General features: G+C 70.3%; 27 protein-coding genes. 17 read left to right on the top strand and 10 right to left on the bottom strand.

Going from position 1 to position 24,741, the window contains the following annotated elements; all coding sequences use genetic code 11:
* Positions 1 to 966, top strand: coding sequence for an alpha/beta hydrolase (locus KF837_05105; GenBank protein ID MBX3226666.1), 966 nt, complete (start codon positions 1 to 3; stop codon positions 964 to 966).
* Here the strand turns inward: KF837_05105 and KF837_05100 are convergent.
* Genes KF837_05100 through KF837_05090 form a run of 3 tightly spaced genes read right to left on the bottom strand, consistent with a single transcriptional unit; the run spans position 881 to position 2,990 of the window.
* Positions 881 to 1,648 carry an enoyl-CoA hydratase/isomerase family protein gene (locus tag KF837_05100; protein MBX3226665.1) on the bottom strand — a complete coding sequence of 256 codons (768 nt, stop codon included), beginning with the start codon at positions 1,646 to 1,648 and terminating at the stop codon, positions 881 to 883. The two genes, KF837_05105 and KF837_05100, sit on opposite strands and share 86 nt — an antisense overlap.
* Positions 1,645 to 2,520, bottom strand: coding sequence for a 3-keto-5-aminohexanoate cleavage protein (locus KF837_05095; protein MBX3226664.1), 876 nt, complete (start codon positions 2,518 to 2,520; stop codon positions 1,645 to 1,647). The genes KF837_05100 and KF837_05095 overlap by 4 nt, the downstream gene beginning before the upstream one ends.
* A complete protein-coding gene (locus tag KF837_05090; protein MBX3226663.1) occupies positions 2,517 to 2,990 on the bottom strand; it encodes a MarR family transcriptional regulator in 474 nt (157 codons plus the stop codon). The genes KF837_05095 and KF837_05090 overlap by 4 nt, the downstream gene beginning before the upstream one ends.
* 74 nt (positions 2,991 to 3,064) lie before the next feature.
* Here KF837_05090 and KF837_05085 point away from each other — a divergent pair, with 74 nt between their 5' ends.
* The 14 genes from KF837_05085 (at position 3,065) to def (ending at position 12,233) form a co-directional block, all read left to right on the top strand.
* Entirely contained in the window at positions 3,065 to 3,604 is a 540-nt protein-coding gene (locus tag KF837_05085) for a GNAT family N-acetyltransferase (protein ID MBX3226662.1), read from the top strand.
* Between the two features lie 72 nt (positions 3,605 to 3,676).
* Positions 3,677 to 4,486: a M15 family metallopeptidase gene (locus KF837_05080; protein ID MBX3226661.1), complete on the top strand. Its 810-nt coding sequence runs from the start codon at positions 3,677 to 3,679 to the stop codon at positions 4,484 to 4,486.
* 149 nt (positions 4,487 to 4,635) lie between these two features.
* The gene (locus tag KF837_05075) at positions 4,636 to 5,118 is read left to right on the top strand and encodes a DUF177 domain-containing protein (protein MBX3226660.1); all 483 of its coding nucleotides are present in this window, start codon (positions 4,636 to 4,638) and stop codon (positions 5,116 to 5,118) included.
* A 19-nt stretch (positions 5,119 to 5,137) separates the two neighbouring features.
* On the top strand, positions 5,138 to 5,329 hold the full coding sequence (gene rpmF, locus KF837_05070) for a 50S ribosomal protein L32 (GenBank protein MBX3226659.1): 192 nt from the start codon (positions 5,138 to 5,140) through the stop codon (positions 5,327 to 5,329).
* Between the two features lie 48 nt (positions 5,330 to 5,377).
* A complete protein-coding gene (locus tag KF837_05065) occupies positions 5,378 to 5,998 on the top strand; it encodes a hypothetical protein (protein MBX3226658.1) in 621 nt (206 codons plus the stop codon).
* The gene (locus KF837_05060) at positions 5,995 to 6,201 is read left to right on the top strand and encodes a hypothetical protein (protein MBX3226657.1); all 207 of its coding nucleotides are present in this window, start codon (positions 5,995 to 5,997) and stop codon (positions 6,199 to 6,201) included. The genes KF837_05065 and KF837_05060 overlap by 4 nt, the downstream gene beginning before the upstream one ends.
* Positions 6,202 to 6,354: 153 nt before the next feature.
* A complete protein-coding gene (gene fabD, locus KF837_05055; protein ID MBX3226656.1) occupies positions 6,355 to 7,314 on the top strand; it encodes an ACP S-malonyltransferase in 960 nt (319 codons plus the stop codon).
* Complete coding sequence (gene fabG / locus KF837_05050; GenBank protein ID MBX3226655.1) at positions 7,301 to 8,047, top strand: 3-oxoacyl-ACP reductase FabG; 747 nt, start codon at positions 7,301 to 7,303, stop codon at positions 8,045 to 8,047. The genes fabD and fabG overlap by 14 nt, the downstream gene beginning before the upstream one ends.
* A 112-nt stretch (positions 8,048 to 8,159) precedes the next feature.
* A complete protein-coding gene (gene acpP, locus KF837_05045; GenBank protein ID MBX3226654.1) occupies positions 8,160 to 8,402 on the top strand; it encodes an acyl carrier protein in 243 nt (80 codons plus the stop codon).
* Positions 8,403 to 8,405: 3 nt separating this feature from the next.
* Complete coding sequence (fabF, locus tag KF837_05040; protein MBX3226653.1) at positions 8,406 to 9,650, top strand: beta-ketoacyl-ACP synthase II; 1,245 nt, start codon at positions 8,406 to 8,408, stop codon at positions 9,648 to 9,650.
* Positions 9,651 to 9,653: 3 nt separating this feature from the next.
* On the top strand, positions 9,654 to 10,094 hold the full coding sequence (rpiB, locus tag KF837_05035) for a ribose 5-phosphate isomerase B (protein MBX3226652.1): 441 nt from the start codon (positions 9,654 to 9,656) through the stop codon (positions 10,092 to 10,094).
* Between the two features lie 10 nt (positions 10,095 to 10,104).
* A complete protein-coding gene (nrdR, locus tag KF837_05030) occupies positions 10,105 to 10,560 on the top strand; it encodes a transcriptional regulator NrdR (GenBank protein MBX3226651.1) in 456 nt (151 codons plus the stop codon).
* A gap of 56 nt (positions 10,561 to 10,616) precedes the next feature.
* Positions 10,617 to 11,693 (top strand): bifunctional diaminohydroxyphosphoribosylaminopyrimidine deaminase/5-amino-6-(5-phosphoribosylamino)uracil reductase RibD, encoded by a 1,077-nt coding sequence (ribD, locus tag KF837_05025; protein ID MBX3226650.1) that lies wholly within the window; start codon positions 10,617 to 10,619, stop codon positions 11,691 to 11,693.
* 27 nt (positions 11,694 to 11,720) lie between these two features.
* Positions 11,721 to 12,233 (top strand): peptide deformylase, encoded by a 513-nt coding sequence (gene def / locus KF837_05020; GenBank protein MBX3226649.1) that lies wholly within the window; start codon positions 11,721 to 11,723, stop codon positions 12,231 to 12,233.
* Between the two features lie 6 nt (positions 12,234 to 12,239).
* On the opposite strand, the gene KF837_05015 is transcribed toward def, so the two are convergent.
* From KF837_05015 to KF837_04985, 7 genes are all read right to left on the bottom strand, one after another.
* Positions 12,240 to 13,532: a trypsin-like serine protease gene (locus KF837_05015; GenBank protein MBX3226648.1), complete on the bottom strand. Its 1,293-nt coding sequence runs from the start codon at positions 13,530 to 13,532 to the stop codon at positions 12,240 to 12,242.
* A gap of 45 nt (positions 13,533 to 13,577) precedes the next feature.
* Positions 13,578 to 15,182, bottom strand: a complete 1,605-nt coding sequence (locus KF837_05010; protein MBX3226647.1) for a trypsin-like serine protease — start codon at positions 15,180 to 15,182, stop codon at positions 13,578 to 13,580.
* A 387-nt stretch (positions 15,183 to 15,569) separates the two neighbouring features.
* On the bottom strand, positions 15,570 to 16,091 hold the full coding sequence (locus tag KF837_05005; protein MBX3226646.1) for a hypothetical protein: 522 nt from the start codon (positions 16,089 to 16,091) through the stop codon (positions 15,570 to 15,572).
* A gap of 185 nt (positions 16,092 to 16,276) precedes the next feature.
* Positions 16,277 to 18,490: a Flp pilus assembly complex ATPase component TadA gene (gene tadA / locus KF837_05000; protein ID MBX3226645.1), complete on the bottom strand. Its 2,214-nt coding sequence runs from the start codon at positions 18,488 to 18,490 to the stop codon at positions 16,277 to 16,279.
* 226 nt (positions 18,491 to 18,716) lie between these two features.
* Positions 18,717 to 18,905 (bottom strand): hypothetical protein, encoded by a 189-nt coding sequence (locus tag KF837_04995; GenBank protein ID MBX3226644.1) that lies wholly within the window; start codon positions 18,903 to 18,905, stop codon positions 18,717 to 18,719.
* 146 nt (positions 18,906 to 19,051) lie between these two features.
* A complete protein-coding gene (locus KF837_04990; protein ID MBX3226643.1) occupies positions 19,052 to 20,791 on the bottom strand; it encodes an AarF/ABC1/UbiB kinase family protein in 1,740 nt (579 codons plus the stop codon).
* A gap of 9 nt (positions 20,792 to 20,800) precedes the next feature.
* Positions 20,801 to 22,009 (bottom strand): beta-lactamase family protein, encoded by a 1,209-nt coding sequence (locus tag KF837_04985; protein MBX3226642.1) that lies wholly within the window; start codon positions 22,007 to 22,009, stop codon positions 20,801 to 20,803.
* 53 nt (positions 22,010 to 22,062) lie between these two features.
* Between KF837_04985 and KF837_04980 the strand changes: the two genes are divergently transcribed.
* Together KF837_04980 and KF837_04975 are read left to right on the top strand one after the other, a co-directional pair.
* The gene (locus KF837_04980) at positions 22,063 to 23,274 is read left to right on the top strand and encodes a type II secretion system F family protein (GenBank protein MBX3226641.1); all 1,212 of its coding nucleotides are present in this window, start codon (positions 22,063 to 22,065) and stop codon (positions 23,272 to 23,274) included.
* 8 nt (positions 23,275 to 23,282) lie between these two features.
* Positions 23,283 to 24,656, top strand: a complete 1,374-nt coding sequence (locus KF837_04975) for a two-component sensor histidine kinase (GenBank protein MBX3226640.1) — start codon at positions 23,283 to 23,285, stop codon at positions 24,654 to 24,656.
* Positions 24,657 to 24,741: the final 85 nt, after the last annotated feature.

The following is a 24,741-nucleotide window of genomic DNA, read 5'->3' as shown; positions in this document are numbered from 1 at the left end:
ATGTCGCTGAGGAAGAAGCTCGCGCTCGCGAGCGCCGCCGTCGTCGCGCTCGGCGCGATCGCCGGCGCCGTCGTCACGCGCAAGAAGACGCGCCTCCGCCTCGCGTACCCCGCCGGAGAGGTCACCGTCACGCGCGACGTCACGTACGTCGAAGGCAGCACGAACCCGAAGCACCGCCTCGACGTCTACGCGCCGAAGGACGCGCGCGGCGCGCCGGTCGTGCACTTCGTCCACGGCGGCTACTGGAAGCAGGGCGACAAGAGCTACTACGCCCTCGCGACCGGCCTCTACGGCTCCGTCGGCGAGGCCCTCGCGCGGCGCGGCATCGTCACGGTGGTGCAGAGCTACCGCCTCACGCCCGAGGTCGCGATCGACGGCATCCTCGACGACGTCCTCGCCGCGATGCGCTGGACGACGGCGCACGCCGAGGAGTACGGCGGCGATCCGAAGCGCCTCTACACGATGGGGCACTCCGCCGGCGGCCACCTCGTCGCGCTCATCGGCACCGACGAGGCGCTCGCGCGCGACGTGCGCGGCACGATCGTCCTCTCCGGCGTCTGGGACGTCGAGCACATGAGCGAGGACCTCAGCGCCGACTTCAACGCGAAGGTCACGCACCGGACGTTCGGGACCGACCGCGCGGAGTGGAAGAAGCGATCGCCGATCGAGCGACTGCATCCTGGGATGGCGCCGTACTTCGTCGTCGTCGGCGAGCGCGACTACGAGTACATGATCCCGCAGGCCCGCCGCGCGCGCGAGGAGCTCACCGCGCTCGGGATGCCGCCGAAGTACGTCGAGCTGAGAGACACCGACCACGCCGGCGTCGTCCTCGCGTTCGGCGCGCGGAACGATCCGCTCAGCGACGAGGTCGCCGCCTTCGTCAGCGGCCCTTCCACACCGGGGCGCGCTTCTGGAGGAACGCCGCCAGACCCTCCTGCGCGTCCTCCGTCGCGAGCGCCTCCGTGAGCTTGCCACGCAGCATCGGCAGCGCCTCCGCGAGCGCCATGTCGTCCTGCTCCGCGAACGCGCGGAGGCCGAGCGCGATCGTGATCGGGCTCTTCGCCGCGAGCGCGTCGGTGACGCGCGCCACCGCCGCGTCGAGGTCGGCGGCGGGGTGCACCGCGTTCACGAGGCCGATCGCGTGCGCCTCGGCCGCGGTCAGCTTCCGGCCCATCAGCATCATGTCGAGGAGCGCGCGGCGCGGGACGAGGCGCGCGAGGACCGCCATGATCATCATCGGGAAGAGGCCGACGTCGATCTCCGGCGTCCCGAGCTTCGCGTTCGTCTCCGCGATCGCGAACGTCGACGCCGCGACGAGGCCGAGCCCGCCGCCCATCGCGTGGCCGTTCACGCGCGCGACGATCGGCTTTTCTGCCCGCGTCATCGCGAGGAGGAGATCGGCGTAGTCGCCCTTGTGCGCGAGGCCGCTCTCGTCGTTCATCGACGTGAAGTCGCCGCCCGCGCAGAACGCGCTCCCCTCCCCCGTGAGGACGATGACGCGCACGCCCGCGTCCGCGTGCGCCGCCTCGAGCGCGTGGAGCAGCTCGTTCACCATCTGCGGCCCGATCGCGTTGCGGCGCTCGGGGTTGTTCAGCGTGAGCACGCGCACCCCGCGCTCGTCCGCGACTCTCAGCTTGCCGAAGGTCATGCGTTCCTCTCCGTTAGCAAGATCTGCCGCGCCTGCTCGACGGTGGCGACCTTGCGGCCGCAATCACGGACCATGCGCGCCGCGACCTCGATGAGGTCCCCGTTCGAGCGCGCCATCTCGCCGCTCGGGAGGTACAGGTTGTCCTCGAGGCCGGCGCGGACGTTCCCGCCGAGCGCGAGGGCGGCGCCGATCATGCGCCAGCCGCTCTTCGAGATGCCGATCACCTCCCACTCGCTGCCGGGCGGCATGATCTTCGTCTGGAGCTGGAGGCTCTCCACGAGCGGAGGGATCCCGCCGAGCACGTTCACGATGAACGAGAACTGGAGCGGCTTCTTCAGGACGCCCATGTCGAGGAGCGGCCAGATGCCGTGGGTGTGGCCGGTGTCGAAGCACTCGAGCTCCGGCTTCACGCCGGCGTCGTTCATCGCGGTCAGGAGCTTGATGATCTTCTCGTAGGTGTTCGGAAACACCATGTCGAAGACGAAGGCCTTCCGGTTCTCGGAGTACTTCGCGTAGTTCATCGTGCCCATGTTGAGGGCGGCGATCTCGGGCTTGCTCTCCGTGATGTACGCGCACTGCTCCGACACGTCGTCGAGGATGGTGCCGGTCGAGAAGTTGAGGAGGATCGGGCACCGCTTCCGGATCTCCTCCTTGATCCGCGCGAACGTCGCCGGATCGAACGTGGGCGAGCCGTCGTCGCGCCGCGCGTGGATGTGCACGACCGACGCGCCGGCGTCGTACGCGCGCCGCGCCTCCTCCGCGATCTCCTCCGGCGTGTAGGGGATGTGCGGGCACTGCTTGCGGTTCGCAAGCACGCCCGTCACCGCGCAGGTGATGACGCAGAGGTCGGGATCGCGATCGGGCGCGGTCATGTCGCGGTCTCGCGCTGCACGGCCTGCCGCACGCGCTTCGCGACCTTGCCGAGGATCTTCACGAGGTCGCGCACCTCGTTCGCGGTGAGGGTCTCGAGCGCGCCGCGGAAGATCTCCATCGGCTCGATCGGGATCTCCTCCGCGAGCTTCTTCCCCTTCGCGGTGAGGCGGATGTACACGACGCGGCGATCCTCCTTCGAGCGCTCGCGCGTGACGAGCCCCTCGCGCACCATCCGGTCGATGATGCCGGTCACGGTGCTGTTCTGCGCGCGGATGCGCTCGGAGAGCTCCGAGAGCGAGAGGTCGCCGATCTGCTCGAGCATCTTCACGACCGTGAGCTGCGGTCCGGTGAGGTCGGCGCGCCGCGCCATCTCCTTCGTGAGGCGGCGGCTCTCCGTATAGAGGTAGACGATCGCCTCGATCACCTCGTCCACGTCCGTCTTGATCTCGGGGTTGAGGGCAGCCGGCATATTATTTCGTGTACGAAATATCCACGGGAAGCCCGCCGCCGTCAACGGCGCTACGCTCGAGGAGAGGAGGAGAGATGGACTCCGGCCCGTCACTACGCACGCCGCGGCTGATCCTCGAGCCGATCACGCTCGCGCAGGTCGAGGCGACGTTCGCGGGCGATCGCGCCGCGCTCGAGGACCTCGCGCGCGCGCGGGTGCCGGAGGCGTGGCCCGGCCGCGCCCTCGTCGAGCGCGCGTTCTGCGCCTCGCTCGACGCGATCCGCGCCGACCCCGCGACCCGCCTCTGGGGCGATCGCCTCGTGATCGCGACCGAGGCCGACGGCGGCCGCTACGTCGTGGGGAGCGTCGTCTTCCACGGCCGCCCGGCCGACGGCGTCGCCGAGGTCGGCTACGGGGTGGAGGAGCGGTGGCAACGGCAGGGCTACGCGAGCGAGGCGACGCGTGCCTGCGTCGAGTGGGCGCTCGTGCAGGAGGGGATCCTCGCCGTGACCGCGACCACGCCGCCGTGGCACGCCGCGTCGATCCGCGTGCTCGAGCGCTCCGGCCTCGTCCGTAGCGGCGTGGAAGAGCACGAGTCCCTCGGCGAGGTCCTCCGCTTCGAACGGCGACGCTGAACGCCGCAGGATCGCGCGTATTTCTTGGTGACTGCTGACACCTCAGCTACAGCGTTGTAGGGAGGCTCAGCCGTGACCGTAGTACGCCGTTCCCTCATCGCCGCCCCGTTCCTCTGTCTGCTCGGCGCCACCGCGCTCCCTGCGCGTAGCGAAGAGCCCAAGCCCGCCGAGCCGAAGGAGTCCGTCGGCAAGCCGAAGGAGTCCGCGGCCGAAGCCGCGCTCCCCGCCGCCGCGAACAAGCTCACGATCGAGCTCGACGGAAAGAAGGTCGCCTGCCGCGAGCAGGGCGTGCAGCCCTTCCTCGTCCGGGGCAACTGGTTCCCGAAGACGAACGATCCCGACAAGCTGAAGGAAGCGGTGAAGATGCTTCAGCGCGCGATCGACTACCGGACCGAGAAGTACGGCTACTTCGAGCCGTTCGGGAACGCGAAGCTGAACGCGCACCCGCCGAAGTTCTACGCGAAGAGCGTGAATTTCATGGGGCTCTCGCTGCAGCTCAACGGGAAGATCATCCCCGCCGTGAAGTGCGTCGAGGCCGCGCTGAAGAGCACGAGCGCCGGCTCGGAGTACACGCCGCGCACGTCGAGCGGCATGCGCTTCAAGAACACGTACAAGGGCGCGGAGGTCTCGAACCACCTCTACGGCATCGCGATCGACATCGAGCCGGACCGCAACAAGTGCTGCGGCTGCGTCGCGCCGTGGAACGAGGACCCCGTCTGCAAGAAGACGACGGACGTGTGGAAGCGCATGGTGATGCCCAAGTCCTGGGTCGACACCTTCGAGAAGTACGGCTTCTACTGGCTCGGCCACGACGTGCTCCAGGACACGATGCACTTCGAGTTCCTGGGCGATCCCGACAAGATCATCGAGGCGCTTCCCTAGGTCAGGGGCTTCGCCCTGAGCGCGGCGGCTTTCGCGCGCCGGCAACGCGTATTAGGTTCAGCGGCTCGATGGCGAACGAGCGAGAGAAGGACGAGTATACGATTCCGACGAGTGAGCTCGACGCGGGGGGGCGGGAGTATGTCTTTCCCGTGCGGGCGGCGTGGGTGCGGGGGGCGCTCGAGGGCCACGAGGCGACGACCTCGGGCAAGGACGGCAAGATCGCCGTGCGCGCGTCGAAGAGCGGGCACGACGTCATCGTCCACGGCACGCTCGACGCCGAGCTCGAGATCCCCTGCGCGCGCTGCCTCGAGCGGACGGTGCTCCCGATCCACGCCGACCTCTCCGTCCTCTACGTCCCGGCGGCGAAGCTCCGGGAGGAGGGCGACGAGGAGCTCTCCGACGAGGACGCGGATACGCTCCCGTTTTCCGGCGATACGGTCGTGCTCGACGACCTGGTCCGCGACGAGCTCGTGCTCGGGGTCCCCATGATTCCCTTGTGCTCGGAGTCATGTCCGGGTATGGCTCCCGCCCCCAATCAAGACGGAGAAGGTCAAGGCGCCGGCGCCAAGGCCATCGACCCGCGGCTCGCGCCGCTGCTCGGGTTCTCCGCTCGCAAACGCGAAACTGAATAAGAAGATTTAGGAGTCGACCGTGGCCGTTCCCAAGAGGCGTACCAGCCGTTCCAAGCGCAACATGCGCCGCGCGAACCATGACAAGGTCGTGCCGGTGCAGCTCATCGCGTGCGCGAACTGCGGCGAGCCCGTGACGCCCCACCGCGCTTGCGCCTCCTGCGGCCACTACAAGGGCCGCGAGGTCAAGCCGGTCAAGGCCGCGAAGGCTTAGCCCGCAAAGGCCTAGGCGCCTTCGCGAAAACCGAGGCATAATCGGGGCGTGCGTCTCCGTCGCCTCCCCGCGGCCGCCGTCCTGCTCGGTGCGGCCGCGCTGCCGGTGTTCAGCGCCTGCGCCTCGACCGCGAACATCAGCGACGTGTACATGGCGCTGGACGGCGACGGGAACCGTCCGCGCAAAGAGTTCACGACCGACGCGCGGGAGATCCACTGCATCATCGAGGGCGGCTTCGGTCGCACCGACGTGACGGTGGAGGGGCACATCCGCATGGTGAGCATCTACAGCGTCGAGGAGCGCAAGTTCGTCGACAGCGACCAGTACGTCGCGTACGCCGAGTTCGCGCCCGAGCCGACGCCGGGGAGCGGGCGTCCGACGAAGCTCGACATCGCGCTCGTCCCCATCAACGACAAGGGCGAGCCCGACGACTCCGCGCCGTTCTTCGCCGGCAGCTACATCTGCGAGGTGCGGCTCGACGGCGAGCTCGTGCGCTCCGTCGAGTTCAACGTCAAGTTCGCGGAGTGCCCGCCCGTCCTCATCGTCCCCGGCAGCTCCTGCCTCGGCTTCTACGAGCCGGACGACCGGTGCCGCCGGTTCGGCGCCAACTCGAGCGAAGACACCGAGTGCACCTGCACGGATCAAGGAGCATGGAATTGTCCAAAGTGACGCTCAGGCAATTCTTCCTCCTCCTCGGCGTGGCCGCGCTCTCGTTCGCGGCCGCGTGCTTCGACTCGGGCGGCTACCAAGGCGGCGGGCGCCGCGCGACCGGCGGCGCCGAGGCGAAGCAGAACGACGACGACGACGGGCCGCGCGGCGACGACGACGACATCCAGCTCCCCGACGCAAGCGGCATCGACGGCGTCCTCTGATCTGAAGAGCCCGGAAAGGTCCCTCTCGGGGGTCCGGGGCGCGGAGCGCGTCTTCGCGCGACGGTCCCGGCGGGAGAGCTCGAGAGGGCAGAGCCCTCTCGAACCTGGGTCGATTGAAGCGGACTTCGAGCTGCGCTAGTCGGCGCGTCTACGATGATGTTCGCTTGGCTCTTTCCCGGGCAGGGCTCTCAGGCGGTCGGCATGGCCGGCGATCTCGCGAAGAGCTCCAAGGCCGCGCAGGAGGTCTTCGATCGCGCCGACGCCGCGCTCGGCGCTCCGCTCACGAAGCTGATGCTCGAGGGCCCCGAGGCCGAGCTCACGCTCACCGCGAACGCGCAGCCCGCGATCGTCACCGCGAGCATCGCCGCCCTCGCCGCGATCAAAGAGCGCCACCCCGACCTCGCGGCGCCCCGCTTCGCCGCGGGCCACTCGCTCGGCGAGTACTCCGCGCTCGTCGCCGCGGGCGCGCTCGAGCTCGAGGACGCGGTGCGCATCGTCCGCGCGCGCGGCCGCGCGATGCAGGAGGCCGTCCCGCCCGGCGTCGGCGCGATGGCGGCGATCATGGGGGTCGAGCCCGAGCCGCTCGAGGCGATCTGCCGCGAGGTCGTGGCCGAGACCGGCGGCGTCGTCGCGTGCGCGAACTTCAACGCGCCGGGCCAGATCGTCATCGCGGGCGACGCGAAGGCGGTCCTTCGCGCGAGCGAGCGCGCCGGCGAGATCAAGGGCAAGGCGATCCCGCTCAAGGTGAGCGCGCCCTTCCACTGCGCGCTGATGGCGCCGGCGGCGAAGGTCGTCGCCGCGGAGCTCGAGAAGGTCGTCGTGAAGCCGCTCGCGTTCCCGGTCGTCGCGAACGTCGACGCGAAGCCGAACACGGAGCCCGCGCGCGTGAAGGAGCTGCTCGTCCGTCAGGTCGACGGCGCGGTGCGGTGGGAGCAGGCGATCCGCCTCATGCACCTCGAGGGCGTCACGCACGCGATCGAGATCGGGCCGGGCAAGGTGCTGGCCGGCCTCGGAAAGCGCATCGCGAAGGAGATCAAGATGACCAGCGTGGGCGACGTCGCCTCGCTCGACGCGCTCGGCGCGTTCCTCGGAGGTTCGAATGTTCAAGCTTGATGGCAAGATCGCGCTCGTCACCGGCGGCTCCCGCGGCATCGGCCGCGCCTGCTGCGAGGCGCTCGCCGAGCACGGCGCGACCGTGATCGTGAACTACGTGAAGGGCGAGGCCGCCGCACGCGAGGTGGCGGAGGCGATCGCGGCGAAGGGCGGCAAGGCCGAGATCGCCGGCTTCGACGTCGGCGACGCCGCGGCCTGCGAGAAGGCGATCACGGACCTGGTCGCGAAGCACGGCAAGCTCGACGTCCTGATCGCGAACGCAGGCATCTCGATCGACGGCCTCCTCCTCCGGATGAAGGACGAGGACCTCGACAAGCTCTGGCAGGTCAACGTGAAGGGCGCCCTCGCCTGCGCGAAGGCCTCCCTCAAGTCGATGATGCGCGCGAAGTCCGGCCGCATCGTCTTCATGTCGAGCGTCGTCGGCGAGATGGGCAACGTCGGGCAGACGGCCTACGCCGCGTCGAAGGCGGCGCTCATCGGCGCGGCCAAGTCGATCGGCCGCGAGTACGCGTCCCGCAACGTCACGGTCAACGTCGTCGCGCCGGGGTTCATCGACACCGACATGACGAGCACGATGACCGACCAGATGAAGGAGCACCTCGTGAAGATCGTGCCGCTGGGCCGCACCGGCACCGCCCGCGAAGTCGCGGCCGCGTGCGTCTACCTCGCCAGCGACGAGGCCGCCTATCTCACCGGCCAGGTCCTCCGCGTGAACGGCGGGATGTACGTGTAGGGATTTACGCTGTCTTAGGCGGGTTGCGGTCCCGGGAAAGGCTGTGTAGAAGGGCCCCCCGCGAGCTGCAGCTCTGGCTCGGAACCAGGAACTGACGAGGCATCGATAGAACATGGCCCAGGACATCGGCAGCGAGGTCAAGCGCATCATCAAGGAGCAGCTCGACGTCGAAGAGAAGGACATCAAGCCCGAGTCGACGTTCATCGAGGACCTCGGGGCGGACTCCCTCGGCCTGGTCGAGCTCGTCCTCGCGTTCGAAGAAGCCTTCGAAATCGACATCCCGGACGAGGACACGGAGAAGATCCGCACGGTGCAGGACGCGATCGACTACATCGAGAAGCACGCCAAGAAGTAGCGAATGAACCGCGTCGTGATCACCGGGGTGGGGCTCGTGACGCCCGTCGGCATCGGCCGGCAGGAGTCGTGGGACGCCTTGCTCGCCGGTCAGAGCGGCGCGGCGCCCATCACCCTGTTCGACGCGAGCGCGTACCGCGTTCGCTTCGCGGCGGAGGTGAAGGGCTGGGACGGCTCCCGCTTCATCGAGAAGAAGAAGCTCAAGGAGATGGACCGGTTCATCGAGTTCGCGATGGGCGCGGCCTCGATCGCGATGAAGGACGCCGCGCTCGAGCTCACGGACGAAGAGCGCAACGAGGCCGGCTGCTTCATCGGCGTCGGCCTCGGCGGGCTCGCCACGCTCGAGCGAACGAAGCAGATCATCCTCGAGAAGGGTCCGGGCCGCATCAGCCCGTACTCGATCCCGGGCATCATCGCGAACCTCGCCGCGGGCCAGGTCTCCATGCAGTACGGCCTCAAGGGCCCGTCCTACTGCAACACGAGCGCGTGCTCGTCCGGCGCGCACGCGCTCGGCGAGGCGTTCGAGTGGATCCGCCGCGGCCGCGCGCAGGTCATGGTCACCGGCGGCGCGGAGGCGACCGTCACGCCGGTCGGCATCGGCGGCTTCGAGGCGATGTTCGCGCTCTCGCGCCGGAACGAGGAGCCGACCCGCGCGAGCCGCCCGTTCGACAAGGGGCGCGACGGCTTCGTCTGCGGCGAAGGATCGGGGGTCCTCGTGCTCGAGTCGCTCGAGCGCGCGAAGAAGCGCGGCGCGAAGATCTACGCCGAGGTCACCGGCTACGGCGCGTCGAGTGACGCGAACCACCTCACCCAGCCGGCGCCGCACGGCGAGGGCGCGCAGCGCTCGATGCGCATGGCGCTGAAGGACGCGGGCCTCGCGCCCGATCGGATCGACTACCTGAACGCGCACGGCACCTCCACGCCGGTCGGCGACATCGCCGAGACCGAGGCGACGATCGCGGTCTTCGGCGCGCACGCGACCGACAAGAAGCTCTGGGTGAGCTCGACCAAGTCGATGATGGGCCACCTCCTCGGCGCCGCGGGCGCGGTCGAGAGCGCGGTGTGCGCCCTCGCGATCGCGGAGGGCAAGGTCCCGCCGACCATCAACCTCGAGGACCAGGACCCGGCCTGCCCGCTCGACTACGTCGCGAACACCGCGCGCGAGCGCCGCGTCCAGCACGCGCTCAACAACTCGTTCGGGTTCGGCGGAACGAACTGCTCGCTGGTCTTCTCTCGCTACGAGGGTTGAAGAGTGCGCGTCTGCATCGCCTCCGATCACGGCGGGGTTCGCCTGAAGGCGCAGCTCGTGCCGCTCTTGCAGAAGCGCGAGGGCCTCGTGCTCGAGGACCTCGGGACGCAGGCGGAGGAGAGCGTCGACTACCCGGACTACGCGCACCGCGTGGCGAAGGCGATCCTCGCGAAGGAGTTCGATCGCGGCATCCTCGTCTGCGGGACCGGCGTCGGGATGGCGATCGCGGCGAACCGGCACGACGGCATCCGCTGCGTGAACTGCTCCGACACGTACACCGCGCGCCTCTCCCGCTCGCACAACGACTCGAACATCCTGTCTCTCGGCGAGCGCGTCGTCGGCGCCGGCCTCGCCTGGGACATCGTCACCGCGTGGCTCGACGAGCCCGTCGACGCGAACGAGCGGCACGCGCGCCGCCGCGAGAAGATCGAGCTGCCTCGTTGAGGTCGCGCTCATGAAGTGTCCATTCTGCGGGCAGCTCGAGAGCAAGGTGACCGACTCGCGCGCGGGGACGGCGGGCGACGTCATTCGCCGCCGGCGCGAGTGCGAGACGTGCGGGCGGCGCTTCACGACCTACGAGCGCGTCGAGGAGGTGCTCCCGCTCGTCGTGAAGAAGGACGGGCGGCGCGAGGCGTTCGAGCGGCAGAAGGTCGTCGCCGGCCTCCGGCGCGCGTGCGACAAACGCGCGGTGGCGGCGTCGCGCATCGACGCGATCGTCGACGCGATCGAGAAGGAGCTCATCGACGCGGGCGACAAAGAGGTCGCGTCGGAGAAGATCGGCGAGCGCGTGATGGCGCACCTCCGCGAGGTCGATCCGGTAGCCTACGTCCGCTTCGCCTCGGTGTATCGTCAGTTCAAGGACATCGACGAGCTCCGCTCCGAGATCGAGAAGGTCGCGAGGACGCCGTGAACAGCGATCGAGACAACGCCCCATTGACGGCGGGACAAGAGGAAGACGAGCGCTGGATGGACCTCGCGCTCGTCCACGGGCGGAGCGGGAAGCCTTCCCCCAACCCGCACGTCGGCGCGGTGCTGGTGAAGAACGGCGAGCTCGTCGCGACGGGGCACCACGAGCGCGCCGGCACCGAGCACGCCGAGGTGCTCGCGCTCAAGAACGCAGGCGCGGCGGCGGAGGGCTCCACCCTCTACGTCACGCTCGAGCCTTGCAACCACCACGGCCGCACGCCGCCGTGCACCGACGCGATCGTGCAGGCGAAGATCGCGCGCGTCGTCATCGGCTGTCGCGATCCGAACCCGCACGTCGACGGCGGCGGCGCGGAGGTGCTCACGCAGCGCGGGGTCGCGGTGACGATGGGCATCCGCGAGGCGCACGCGCGCGGCCTCATCCAGCCGTGGACGAAGTACGTGACGACGGGCTTGCCGTACATCTCGCTGAAGCTCGCGCTCTCGCTCGACGGCCGCATCGCGACGCGCTCCGGCGCCTCGAAGTGGGTCACCGGCCCGGACGCGCGCGCGAAGGTGCACCTCCTCCGCTCGCGCTCGGACGCGGTCGCGGTCGGCATCGGCACCGCGGTCGCGGACGATCCGCGGCTCACCGTGCGCGACGCCCCGGGCGACAGCCCCGTCCGCATCGTCTTCGACACGAACCTGCGCCTCCCGCTCGAGAGCCGCCTCGTCACGACCGCGCGCGAGATCCCCACGATCGTCCTCGCGGGTCCGGACGCGCAGGAGGACCTGGCGGCGCAGCTCGCGGCGCACGGCGTCGAGGTCGTCCAGATCCCGCTCTCGACCGAGGGCCGGCTCGACATGGTCTCCGCGCTCCGCCTCCTCGCGCAGCGCGGCTGCGTCTCGCTCCTGGTCGAGGGCGGCGCCGAGCTCGCGGGGAGCCTCCTCGCCGGTCGCCTCGCGGACGAGCTCCACGCCTTCATCGCGCCGATCCTCCTCGGCCCGCGCGGCCGCCCCGGCGCGGTGGACTGGGCCGGCCCCGACACGCCGCAACAGGCGCCGCGAATCGCCGCGCCCGCCTGGGAGCTCGTCGGTGAAGACGCCTACGTGCACGGCCCCATCGTTCATCCCGATTAGGACGCGTGCTACGCTGGATCCGGAGCCATGATTCGCACCATCCTGCACTATCCGGACAAGCGCCTCCGCGAGCCTGGCAAGCGCGTCGAGGAGGTGACTCCGGCGATCCAGAAGCTCATCGACGACATGGCCGAGACCATGTACGCGGCGCCGGGCGTGGGCCTCGCCGCGACGCAGATCGGCGAGCCGCTCCAGCTCTTCATCATCGACATCGCGGAGGAGGGCGCGCCGAGCGATCTCCGCGTGTTCATCAACCCGGAGATCCTGGAGACCACGGGCGACATCACGTGGCAGGAGGGCTGCCTGAGCTTCCCCGGCGTCCAGGAGGACGTCGACCGCGCGGCGAAGGTGAAGGTCCGCGCGCAGGACAAGTCGGGCACCGAGTTCACGCTCGTGGCGGAGGGCCTCCTCGCGGTCGCGATCCAGCACGAGTACGACCACCTCCAGGGCGTCCTGATGATCGATCACATGGGTCCGCTCAAGAAGCGCCTCACCCACCGCAAGATGGTGAAGCGCGCCGAAGCCGAAGCGAGCACGTAGTCGCGTTCAGAGCGCGCCTGACTTGCAGCCCGCCGTCGCGCGGGGGCCCGTCAGCTGGCGTCCTTCGAAGGCGAAACCTGGAAAGCCCTTCGCGCTCAGCCCGCGCGGCACAGCGGCCTCCTCGGCGCCGGTGAGCGCTCGATCGAGGACGCAGACCGTCCTCGCGACGTAGCGGTGGTCGCCGTCCGGAAGCGGCTCACGCCGAGCGGAGAACGACCCGCAGACCACGCCGGTATCGAGCAGCTCCCAGATCGCGTCCTCGACGTCGGAGACCTCGAGGATCGCCCTCTGGCAGCGCGCCTCCCGGCCGTCGCTCGCGAGGTCGGCGGTGGTCGCCGCGGGCTCGGGCTCCACGCTCAGCGCAGGCGCGGCGGCGGCGTTCCGCGGGCACGTCTCGCCCGCGCACGTCTCTGCGCCGAGGCTCGCGAGCCACCCGCCGACGTCGTGCGGGGTGTCGCGATCGAGCCGCGCGTGCCAGTTCGTGACCGGCAGTGGGGCGCCGCTCCCCGCAAACGTGTAGGATGCATTCACTCCGACGACGGTCGCGCCGCGGCTCGACGCGCGGTAGAGCGGTCCGCCGGAGTCGCCCGGACAGAGACCAGGACCCGCCGTCGGCCAGGCCGGGCCCGGCGTCACGAGGTCGCGCGCGCCGATGTCGGAGACCCGGTCCGCGCGCACGCCGCTGCCCCAATGGAGGAGCGTCGTCGCGGGGAGGACGCGCGTGACCTCGGCCTTCAAGCGTGGCGTCACCGTCACCTCGGCGCCGACCGCGCTCTGGCAGCCGTAGCCGGCGACGATCACGCTCTCGCCCGCGCTCACCGGCGCGGTGTCGATCGGCGCGATCGCGATGCCGGCGATCTCCTCCACCGTCTCGATGAGCGCGACGTCCGAGACGAGGTGCTCGTTCTCGTCGCGCGAATACTCGCAACGAGCCGCCGCGGTGCAGCGCTCGAGCCAGGCGGCCGCCACGTGCGTCGCCTTCACGGTGAGCGACTGGTGCACGGCGGTCGCGTCCTGGACGGCGGCGCCGCTGACGACCATCCGGGCTCCGGCTCGGTAGTTGGGCCAGAGCCCCCCGCCGCCGTGAACGCAGTGCGCCGCGGTGAGGATGTGACGCGGACCGACGCGGGCCGCGGTGCAGCTCTGGTTCAGCCGGAGCGCCGACGGGAGGTCGCCTTCCGCGAGCTTCGCGCCGCCGATGAGGTCGCTCGAATCGACCGCGACGCTCTCGCCGGCGCTGCATGCGGCGATCGTCGCGAGGCCGAGGCAGAAGAGAGCGCGGAGGAGCATCGGGCTCACGCGATACTCCTCTCCTTCTCCGCGCGCTCTGAATTCGCCTGCCGCTCAGGGCGTCGACGCGGCGAACGTCGCGCACGGGGCGCCGACGGCCCAACCGACGAGCGTGTCGGTCGAGGCGTCGTAGGTGACGCTCGTGTACGGGTACCGGTTCATCGCCTGCGGGATGTACGCCTCGACCTCGGCCGACGGCGCGGACGTGAGCGTGCAGGTGAACGGCACGCCGTAGCCGTCGAAGCCCGACGACGCGAGGTGCTGCGGCGCCGCGAGGAAGGAGCAGGTCGACCGCGTGCCGGAGACGAACTTGACGTCGGAGCGGATCTTCTCGTTCGACGGCAACGACGCGCGGCACGCGGCGTCGCCGTTCGGGAACGCGTCGCACGCCTGCGAGTAGATCGTGCCGACCACGCCGCCGTTCTGGAGCGCGAAGCCGGCGAAGCCTCGCGCCTCCATCGCGTTCGTGAACGCCGCCGCCTGCGCGGCGGTGGGCTGGGTCTGGATCGAGCACCACGCGACCGAGCCGTACGTGTAGCGGCCCTCTTCGAGCGCGACGCGCTGGCCGTTGAGCGACATGCAGAACGCGTTCGTCGCGAGGACGTCGTCGATCGCGGCCTGCACGCCCGACGTATCGAGCGCCGCGCGCTGGCACGAGCTGTCGCGTCCGTCGCTCACGAGCCGCGCGACGATCGCGGGCGCGGGCGCGGCGGCGGCGAGCGAGGCGGCGGGGGCGCGCGTGGGGCACGTGTCGCCGGCGCACGTCGTCGCGCCGAGCGTCGCGAGCCAGCCGCCGACGTTCCGCGGCGTCGCGGTGTCGAGGCGCGCGTGCCAGTTCGTGACGGGGAGCCCGGCGCCGACGCCGCCGGAGAACGTGTAAGATGCATTCACTCCGACCACGGTCGCGCCGCCGCCCTTCGCGCGGAAAAGCGGGCCGCCGGAGTCGCCGGGGCAGAGGCCAGGTCCCGGCGTCGGCCAGGCGGGGCCGGGCGTGATGAGGTCGTGATCGGCGACGACGTGCAGGTTGTCGACGGTGACGCTGCTGCCGCGATGGAGGAGCGCGCCGGGGTGGAGGAGCTGCACGACGCCGGCCTTCAGGTTCGACGACGCGTACGACCAGTAGCCGCCGACGGACCCTTCGCAGCCGTAGCCGGCGACGACGACGGCCTCGCCGACCGGGAGCGGCGACGTGTCGATCGTGGCGACGGGGACGTTGAGGATCTCCTGCACCGTCTCGACCAGCGCGACGTCGGCGGGGCGGTGGTCGTTGTCGTCGCCCGCGGCTTCGCAGATCGACTCGGGGGAGGTACAGCGTTCGATCCACTCCGGGGCCACGTGCGTCTGCTTGATCGTGAGCGGCAGGTACGCGCTCGTCGCGGTCTGCCGGACCGCCGAGCTGACCTCGATGCGCGCCCCGGTCGCGTAGGCGGGCTTGAGCCCGCGGTTGTACACGCAGTGCGCGGCGGTGAGGATGTGCCGCGGCCCGACCTTCGCGGCGGTGCAGCTGTTCTTGATCCGGAGCGTCGACGGCAGGTCCCCTTCGCCGAGGTACGCGCCACCGATCAGGTTCGACCGATCGCTCGTGACCTCCTCGGGTTGGTCACCGCAAGCAGCGACCGCGACAAGAGCAAGCGAGGCCCCGAGAAGGCGAGCAAGCATGCGCCTCTCTAGCAGCCACAACCGCCCGCGCCACCCCCGCCGCCCCCTGAATTTCCTTCCCTACTATTTCGACATTCCCCCCTGCGCATCTCGCGCACCCCACTGCACGACCGCCCCCTCTCCACGCGGCTGCAGCAGCCCGAACGGGCCACCAAGCACCCCGCCGCTTCGGTAGTTCCCCGGGCTGCAGCGCACACTCGAGCACGCGAACGAACGCGGGTCGCAAGCGCCTGCCGCAGCAGGCGCACGGCGCGCGCACAAGGCTGCAGCGACCGCACGGCGCGCGAACGGGGCCGCAAAAGCGGTCGCGAAGCGACCCGCCGCTTCGGCGGGCCCTGTTCGCGCGCGCGGGGGGTGTCGGGGGCGAAGCCCCTGACCGTGAAGACCCTAGGGCCGGGGCTCCGCGGGCTGGTCCATCTGCGTGTCCTTCTGCGGGCCCGTTCCCCACGTGGCCTTGCCGCCGCGGGTGCCCTTGCCGTCGGTGTACGAGCCGGACTTGCCATCGCCGAGCGGGGTCGAGTGGTTCGGCTCGGCGCCGAGCCGCTGCTCCGACGGAACCGTCCGCTCCGATGGAACCGTCTTCTCCGACGGGACCGTCCGCTCCGACGGGACCGTCCTCGTGCCGAGGTCGGTGCCGCCGGTCGGGACCTCGTCGCGGACGCCCGCGTCGCCGCCCCTCTGGATGGTGCCGGTCGTCGTCTGCGTCGTTCCGGTGATCGCGCCGCCGGCTTGCGTGTTGCCGAGGTCGTTGGCGCTGCCGGTCGTGGTCGTGCCGGTCGTCACCTGCGGCTCGGCCGCGGGCTGGTCCTGAACGATGGGCGCCGACGTCGTGCTCGTCTCGCTCGCGGGCTCGTCCTTCTTGCACCCGACGGCGAGGACGGCGAGCGACACCGCGGCGAGGACACTCATGGGCTTCATCATCTTCTTCTCCTGGTAGTTCCGTTGAACGCGGGGCCAGGGTGCAGCGCGCATGCCGAACCGCGAGCTCGGCCGGAGGAACGAGGGCGGAACGACCGCGAAAAACGCGGCCGAGGCGCGCCAGCGCGAGCACGCGCTGGGAACGCGCGCCTCGCCGCGCGTGGTCACGATCGCGGCTAACGCGTGGCGCGCTTGAACATGGCAGCGTCGAGCTTCATGCCGCGTGCGGCGAGCTCGTTCGCGATGCGCGGCACGACGCCGGTCGCGCTGAAGGTGCCGTCGCCGCCGCCCGGGTCCGCGTTGAACACGAAGAGGTCGCGCGCGACGACGCCCTTCGCGTCCGCGCCGCCGAGCTCGGCGATGCGCATGACGCGGAGACGGCCGTCGGGGAACGCGCCGACCTCGACCGCGATGTCGAAGGACTCGCCGACGACCTCGCGCATGCCCTCGAGCGTGAGGCCGGGCCGATGCAGCACGAGCTGCGCGACGAGGCGGCTGATGCCCTGACGGAGCGTGGGCGCCGGCAGCGCGGCGAGGATGCCGTCGTTGCCCGACGCGAGGGCGTCGATCGTGGAGGCCGCGACGCCGCCCGCGAGCTGCGTGACGATGAGTCGATCGGCGCGGAGCTTCGCCGCCGCGCGCATCGCGTCCTCGCCCTGCTTCTTCGTGTCGCCGACGGAGATCGTCGCGGAGTGCGCGTTGCCGACGCCGATCTCCTCGACGTCCTGCACGACGACGACGCGCTCGCCGCCGATGCCGCTCGCGACCGCGAGCGCAGAGAGGAGCGGGAGCGGCGTGTTGCCGGAGACGAGGATGTTCGCGCGCGCGACGATGCACGCCTCGAGGAACTGCGTCATGCCCTTCGACGCCGAGCCGGTGCGCGTGAGCTCCTCGAGCGTCGTCTCGATGCGACGGCGCTTCCGGATCGAGACGATGTGGTTCGCGGCGGCGGGCGGCGCGATCGCGACGATGGCGGCGCGCGGGAGCCGGCGCTCGACGACGCTCTCGCCCGCTTGCCACGGCGCGCCCGCTTGCTGCGCGAGGCGAGCGACGACGCGCGCGAGCGCCTCTTCGCTGCTGAACGCGGTGGGCTCCGCGATCGCGGTGTTGTTCCCGCCGCGCACGGTGAAGAGCTGATCGAAGCGCACGCAGTGGATCTCGCCGACCTCTTCGTCGTCGAGGAGCGGGGCGAACGCGCCGAGGCCGACGAGCTCGCGATGCGCGTCGCGCGCGACGGCGTCGAGATCGATGCCCTCCGGCGCATCGCCCTCCACGCGCATCGCGGCGGCTTGATCCTTCGCCGCGCGCTCGATCTGCTGCGCGAGCGCGTCGCTCACGTTCGGGTTGGTGCGGAGCGACGACAGATCGACGTGCTCGCCGATCCGATCGAGGAGCGTCATCAACGCGAGGCGACGCCCCGCCTGCGCGGGCGTCTCCTTCGGCGGCACGCGCGGCGGCGGCGCGGTCGCGCGACCGGGCGGCACCGACGCGGACGGCTTGGGCTCCGGCTTCGGCTCGGGCTTCGGCTCCGGCGGCGGCGCGGCCGACGGTGACGCGACGGGCGCGATCGGCGGGAGCGGCGGCGGCGCGGCGGGCGCAGGCGCCTTCGCCTCCGCCGCGGGCGGCGTGGGCTGCGGCGACGCGCTTCCACCGAGCGGCGGGAGACCGCCCGGCGTGACGGGGCGACCGCCGAGGCCGGCGAGGCCCGGCGCGGACACGTTGAGCGGCATCGTCATCGGACGAATGCCGCCGCTGCCGCCCAAGGCCGGCGGCGACGCCGAGTTGCGCGGCGGCGGCTTCTGCATCGGCGCGCTGTCGTCCGGATCCTGATCGAGCGGGTACTGCGGCGACGACGAGCCGAGCGACGGCGCGTTCGAGACGTTGGAGACCTGCGGCCGCGGGAGCGGCGCGCCGGGCGGGTGCGTCGGCGCCTTGAGCGTGACGGCGGGCGGGTTCGGGAGCGGCTTCGGCGGAGCGACGGGCGCGGGTGAGCCGGCCATCGCGGTGCGCGCCTCGTCGGCGAGCGAGGCGGCCGTCTCCTGCGGGGCCGCGGCCGTGGCGCCCGGGTCCGCGGGCGGCGGGACGGACGCACCGGCGGCGCCGTTCGTCTCGAGGCGAAGCACGAAGTCGCCGATGTAGATCTTGTCGCCTTCGCGGACGATCGTCGCCTGCGCGATCTTGCGGCCGTTGACGTACGTGCCGTTGGTGCTCTTCAGGTCGGTGACGATGAAGCGACCGTCGCGAAAGAGGAGCCGGGCGTGGTGCTTCGAGACGTTCCCCTTCGGGAGCATCAGGTCGTTGCCCTGCACGCGGCCGACGTTGATCTCGTTCTTGTCGAACGACTCGCGGCGCTCCGCCCCACCCTTTTCGCTGATGATGATGGCAAACACGCGTGTGCGATCCTTCGGAGCCGTAACTGCGTGACGTGGCAAACCACCCGGACCCACGCGAGCGCGCGGGCCGGAGATTTCAACGCGATTGTCAGGTTGTTACGCGTTCCGTGTCAACTTGCGGGCTATTGCCGAGTTGACCCTGCTCGGCGCGAGATCGGACGCACAAAAGAACAAAGCCGGGACCGCACGAAGCGCCCGGCTCTTCCTTTCGTTTGAACCGATCTCAGTCGTTCGACGGCGTGCGGCGCCCCTGCACTTCGGACGTCACCATGCCGAGGAGCTCGCCGGCGAGCGCCATGACGTCCTTCTCGGCGTAACCGCTCGCGCGGAGCTCGCGGTAGATCGTCTTCGCGAGGATCGCAACGGCGCGCGCGTCACGGGCGCCGGAGGTCGTATCGAAGGGAAGGGCCATTGAAAGGCGTCTCATACACGGCTCATGCCAACCCACGAGAGCCTGGAACGCCGCGTTTTGTCACGGGGTCGTCATGAGATACTGCGAAGCGTACTACGCGGTTATCCATCGATGCGTCGTCGCCTTCGCGGCGGACGAGCTTGCCGTCAGCGCGCCCGAGGGCGGCCGATGATCGAGGAAATCACGAGCATCACGGCACAAAATGCCGCCGTTCCGGCGAGCACGCGCGTGGGGGTGCCGTCCTCGCCTCGCTCGTGGAGGTGGAGGGCGGCGTAGCCGGTGGCGAGGCCGACGGCCGTGTAGATGATCTGGCGGCCGATGGCGTAGACCGTCCGAGCCCCCTCCTGCATCCCGCGGACACGCACCTCCATCTCCCCCCGCGTCGCGCGGACGAGGTACTTCCGGAGGTCGTCGGGCAGCGTCACCGCGCCGAGCGCCATGTCCCGCACCGTCTCCATCGCGACCTTCTGCCAGTCGCGGTTCCCGAGGACGAAGTCCTGGAGGTACGGCTGGATGATCGCCATCGGGTTCAGCTCGGGATCGAGCTGCGCGCAGGAGCCGTAGACGAGGAGGATCGTGCGCTCGAGGAGGACCCAGTCGCGCGGGATCTCGAACGCGCCGGAGAGCTCCTTGAGGCCGACGTTCATCTTCCGCAGGTCGAGGAGGTTCTCGAAGCCGCGCTGCGGATCGATCTTGATGTCCTTGAGGTTGAAGGACTCGAGCTTCACCTCCTCCTGGAAGCGGCGGTGGAAGTACTCGATGACCTTCTCGCTCACGGCCTCGTCGCTCGTGCGCGAGAGGAAGCCCATCTTGCGGAGCGCGCGGATGAGGCGCTCCGTGTCGCGGCGGAGGACGCCCTCGAGGAACTCGGGGATCCCTTCGCGCATGGGCTGCGACAGCTCCGCGACGGCGCCGAAATCGAGGAGGATGAGGTTCCCTTCCGCGTCGACCAGGATGTTCCCGGGGTGCGGATCGGCGTGGTAGACGCCGTCCACGAAGATCATCTGGCAGTAGGCGCGGACGAGACGGCTCGCGAGGTCCTTCTTGTCGATGCCCATCTCGTCGAGCGCGGCGAGGTCGCCGAGCTTCTTCCCCTCGACGAAGGTCGCCGTGATGACGCGCTTCGTGGAGAGCTCGCGGATCGGCGTCGGGAAGAGGACGCGCGAGTCCTTCGAGAAATTCCGGGCGATCCGCTCGATGTTGTCGGCCTCGAGCGTGAAGTCGAGCTCGCGCGAGAGGAGCTCCTTGATCTGGTGGTAGTAACCGTCGAGCCCCTGCACCGGGACGAACCACTGCACGATGCGGAGGATCCGCCGGATGGTGCGGAGATCGAGGCGGACGATCTCGTCGATGTCGTGGTGCTGGACCTTCACCGCGACGCGCACGCCGTCCTTCGTCGTCGCCTCGTGGACCTGCCCGAGCGACGCGCTCGCGATCGGCGCCTTCTCGAAGCGCGCGAAGAGCTCGCCCGGCGCGCCGCCGAGGTCCTCTTCGATGCGCCTCGCGATCTCCTCGAACGGCCGCGGCGGGACCTGATCTTGAAGGCCTTCGAGCTCGCGCCGGAAGGCGTCGGGCAGGAAGTTCGCCATGATCGACAGCGCCTGACCGACCTTGATGAAGAGGCCCTGCAGGCGGAGGATCGTCTCGTAGACGCGCTTCGCGTTCTTGCGGTGGACCTTCGCGATGTGCTGCTCGCGGTAGCCCCGGCCGAGGAGCCGCGCCTTCCAGAACAGCCAGAGGTAGCTGAAGATGACCTGGAACGTGGTCGTGTACGCGCGGACGAAGCGCCAGCGGTTCTCGCTCCGTCCGCGGTAGCGCACCACCGCCCGCCGCGTGGGCGTCCGCGACAGCGCGCGGGTCGACGATGGCGGCGCCTCGGCGGACATCGGGAAATCCTAGGCTCCCGCCCGCGCGGCCGCGAGACGGAAGAGGGCGTCGTGGACGCGGGGTCGCGCCTCGCGGATCGCGCCGTTTTCGCGTGTAGGATGCACGCGATTCGTGAGCAACACGGCGACGGCGTCCGCGTCCGGATCGATCCAGAAGCTCGTCCCCGTGAAGCCGAGGTGACCGAACGTGCGCGGACCCGCGCGCTCCCCCGCGCTCGACCCGGTCGCGCTCTTGCCGTCGAATCCGGCGCGATGCGTCCCGCCCGGACGTTCGCGAACAAGCCACTCAACGTCGGGGGCTCTGCCCCCGACACCCCCGCCCCAGACACGGCCCTCGAAGACTCGGGGCGCTTCGCGCCCGCTTTCGCGGCCGCTTCTGGGGCCCCGGGGGCTAGCCAGGGGGCTTTGTCTTCCTTTCAAGGCGTCGAGGAAGGCGGTGGCGAAGGTGAGGATCGCGGGGGCGGTGCCGAACATGCCGGCGTGGCCGGAGGCGCCGTGGCCGGTGAGCGCCCATGCGTTCTCGTCGTGGACGACGCCGCGAACCTCGCCGCCGCGCCACGCCACGACCTCGGTCTTGCGGACGCGCCGCTCGAAGTCGATCCCCTGCGCGGCGAGCGAGCGCGCGGTGCCGAGCTCGATCGGCGTGCGACCGGCGGAGAGCGCGTCGACGACGAGCCACTCGATCGCCTGCCCCGCGTCCTCCGCCTGCGTCGCGCGCGCGAGCGCCCGGCCGGCGAGGATGTAGCCGAGATCGCTGTAGACCGCAGGGAACCCCTCGTCCGGGATCGCCCCGACCGCATCAGGCCGCCTCGCGTCGGCGACGAGGCGGAGCTCGAGCGCGTCGTCGACCTCGCTCCCGAGGAGGTGTTTCTCGTGGAGGGGCAGGTGCGCTACGAGCCCCGCCCGATGCGCGAGGAGGAGCTCGAGCGTCGCGTCGGCGCTCGCGGTTCCGCGGACCTCCTCGAGGACGTCGGCGAGGCGATCGGCGGGACGGAGCACCGGCGAGCGCACGATCGCCACCGCCGTGAGGGGCTTCGTGAGGCTGGCGAGGTCGAAGATCGGCTCGTCGGGGCAGTCGCCGGCGTGGCCGTGGCCGATATCCCACCCGCGCTCGGTCCGGACGGCCCAGCCGACGGCGGCGTCCGGAGCGACGCCCGCAGCGACGACCTCGGCGGCGAGCCGCGCCTCGGCCGGCGAAGAGAAAGCACCGTCTGGCACGGCGGATACTTTACCGAGCGGGCACCTGGCCCGTAACCTTTCCTACCAACGTCATGGCGGAATTCGTCTGGGAAGCACGCGCTCGCACCGGCGAGCTTCGCAAGGGCGTGATGGAGGCGGACGACGAGCCCGCCGTTCAAGCCAAGCTGCGCGGACAGCAGCTGATGCCGACGCGCATCAAGAAGAAGTCCGCCGCGTTCAACTTCCAGATCGGCACCGGCGTCGACCTCAAGGACGTCGTCACCTTCACGCGTCTCTTCGCGACGATGATCGACGCCGGTCTCCCGATCGTCCAGTGCCTCGACATCCTCTGCAACCAGACCGACAACAAGCGCTTCGCGGTCGTCTTGCGCGACATCAAGGCGAGCGTCGAGCAAGGCGCGACGTTCAGCGACTCGCTCCGCCGCCACCCGAAGGTCTTCGACGCGCTCTACGTCAACCTCGTCCAGGCCGGCGAGGTCGGCGGTATCCTCGACACGATCCTCTCGCGTCTCGCGGTCTACAACGAGAAGGCGATCAAGCTTCGCCGCCAGCTGCGCGGCGCGATGGTCTACCCGAGCGCGGTCTTGATCATCTTCGCCGGCGTCCTCGGCATCCTCCTCGGCTGGGTCATCCCCTCCTTCAAGAACATCTTCAAGGACCTCGGCTCCGACGACGCGCTGCCGTGGCTCACGCAGGTCGTCATCTCGGTCTCCGAGACGTTCATCGGCTACCTGCCCTTCTTCCTCGTCGGCTTCGTCGCCGCCGGCATCGCGATCAGTTACTTCTACCGGACACCGGTCGGTAAGAAGTTCTTCCATCGCGCCTTCCTGCGCGCGCCGGTCATGGGACCGGTCCTCCGCAAGATCGCCGTCGCGCGCTTCACGCGCACGCTCGGCACGCTCCTGTCGTCCGGCGTCCCGATCCTCGACGCGATGGAGATCGTCGCGAAGACGGCCGGCAACGTCGTCGTCGAAGAGGCGATCATGTACTCGCGCGCCAAGATCTCCGAAGGCAAGAACATGGCGGCGCCGCTCATGGAGACGAACGTCTTCCCGCCGATGGTCGTGCAGATGGTCGGCGTCGGCGAGCAGACCGGCGCGCTCGACGCGATGCTCTCGAAGATCGCCGACTTCTACGAAGAGGAGGTCGACGTCGCGGTCGCCGCGATGACGAGCCTCATCGAGCCCGTGATGATGGTCGGCATCGGCGGTACCGTCGGCGTCGTGCTCATCGCGATGTACCTCCCGATCTTCAGCATCGCCGGCAAGATCAAGGCGAACTAGGCCGCGTCTTGGAGCGAGACAGGCTCGCGAGCCGGCTCGCGTGGGTCACCGGCCTCCGGCTCGGCTTCCTCTCGCTCCTGCTCGGCGCGACCGCGTTCATCTACCTGCGCGGCGCGCTCACGCACTACCCGCAGAGCCAGACGATCGTCCTCGTCTCGATCGGCGCCGCGTTCGCGCTGACCGCGCTCTACGCGACCTTGCTCCGGCGTGGGAAGCGGCTCCAGCGCCTCGCCGAAGCCCAGATCGTCCTCGATCAGCTCACGTGGACCGCGATCGTCTACGTCACCGGCGGCGCGACGAGCGGCGCGACCACGTTCTACGGCCTCACCTGCCTCGTCGCCGCCGTCCTCATCGGGCTCCGCGGCGCCGCGATCGCGGCCGTCGTCGGCATCGGCGCGTTCGGGCTCCTCTGCGTCGCGTTCGGCTTCGGCTGGGTCCTCCCCCCCGCCGATCAGCGCGGCGGCAACTACATCGTCGAGTGGGAGGCGATCTTCTACCCGCTCGCGGTCAACGCGCTCGGCATCGTCGTCGTCGCGCTGCTCTCGGGGTACCTCGCCGATCGCCTCCGCCGCACCGGCGGCGCGCTGCAGGAGGCGACCGAGCGCGCCGAAGCAGCGGAGCGGCTCGCGATGTTGGGGCGGCTCGCGGCGGGGCTCGCGCACGAGATCAGGAACCCGCTCGGCTCGATCTCGGGCTCGATCGAGATGCTGCGCGAGGCGCCCGGGCTCGGGGAGGACGATCGCCGCCTCTGCGAGATCGTCCAGCGCGAGGCGGGGCGGCTCAACCAGCTCGTGACCGACATGATGGACCTCGCGCGGCCGCGGAAGCCCGATCCGGCGGAGGTCGACGTGGCGGAGCTCGCGCGCGACGTGGTCGCGCTCGCGGCGCGCTCGGAGCGGAGCGGCGCCGGCGACGTCACCGTGATCTACGACGGCCCCGCCGAGCCGGTCCTCGCCACGTGCGACGCGGCGCAGATGAGGCAGGTGCTGTGGAACCTCGTCCGCAACGGGGTCCAGGCGACCGGCGCGGGGACGACGGTGACGGTCTCGGTGCAGCGCGACGGCGAGAAGATCCGGATGTCGGTCGCGGACGAAGGGCCCGGCATCGAGCCCGGCAGCGAGCGCCTCATCTTCGACGCGTTCTTCACGACGCGCGCGCACGGCGCGGGCCTCGGGTTGGCGCTCGTGCGGCGAATCATCGACGATCACGCGCACCTCGGGGCGTCGATCGAGGTCCGCTCCGGCGCGGCGAAGGGCGCCACCTTCGAAGTCGTGCTTGCCCCCACGGGCTCAGCGACTAAAAGGAGCGCGACCCGAGGTTCACTACCGGCATCGGAACGTTCTGCCACACCCAGCGCAAAGCCACGGGTGAGCTCAGGCTAACCAACGGAAATCAAACCATTTAGTTGCCGCCCGGAGCCGGCATGAATCACGCTTCGGAACGGTCGTCCAACCCAACAGGCTCTCA

Origin of the sequence: Labilithrix sp. (assembly GCA_019637155.1) — a bacterium.
Classification (GTDB): Bacteria; Myxococcota_A; Polyangia; order Polyangiales; family Polyangiaceae; genus Labilithrix.
Note: the sequence above shows the minus strand (reverse complement) of the source record. Positions and strands in the feature narration are given on the sequence as shown.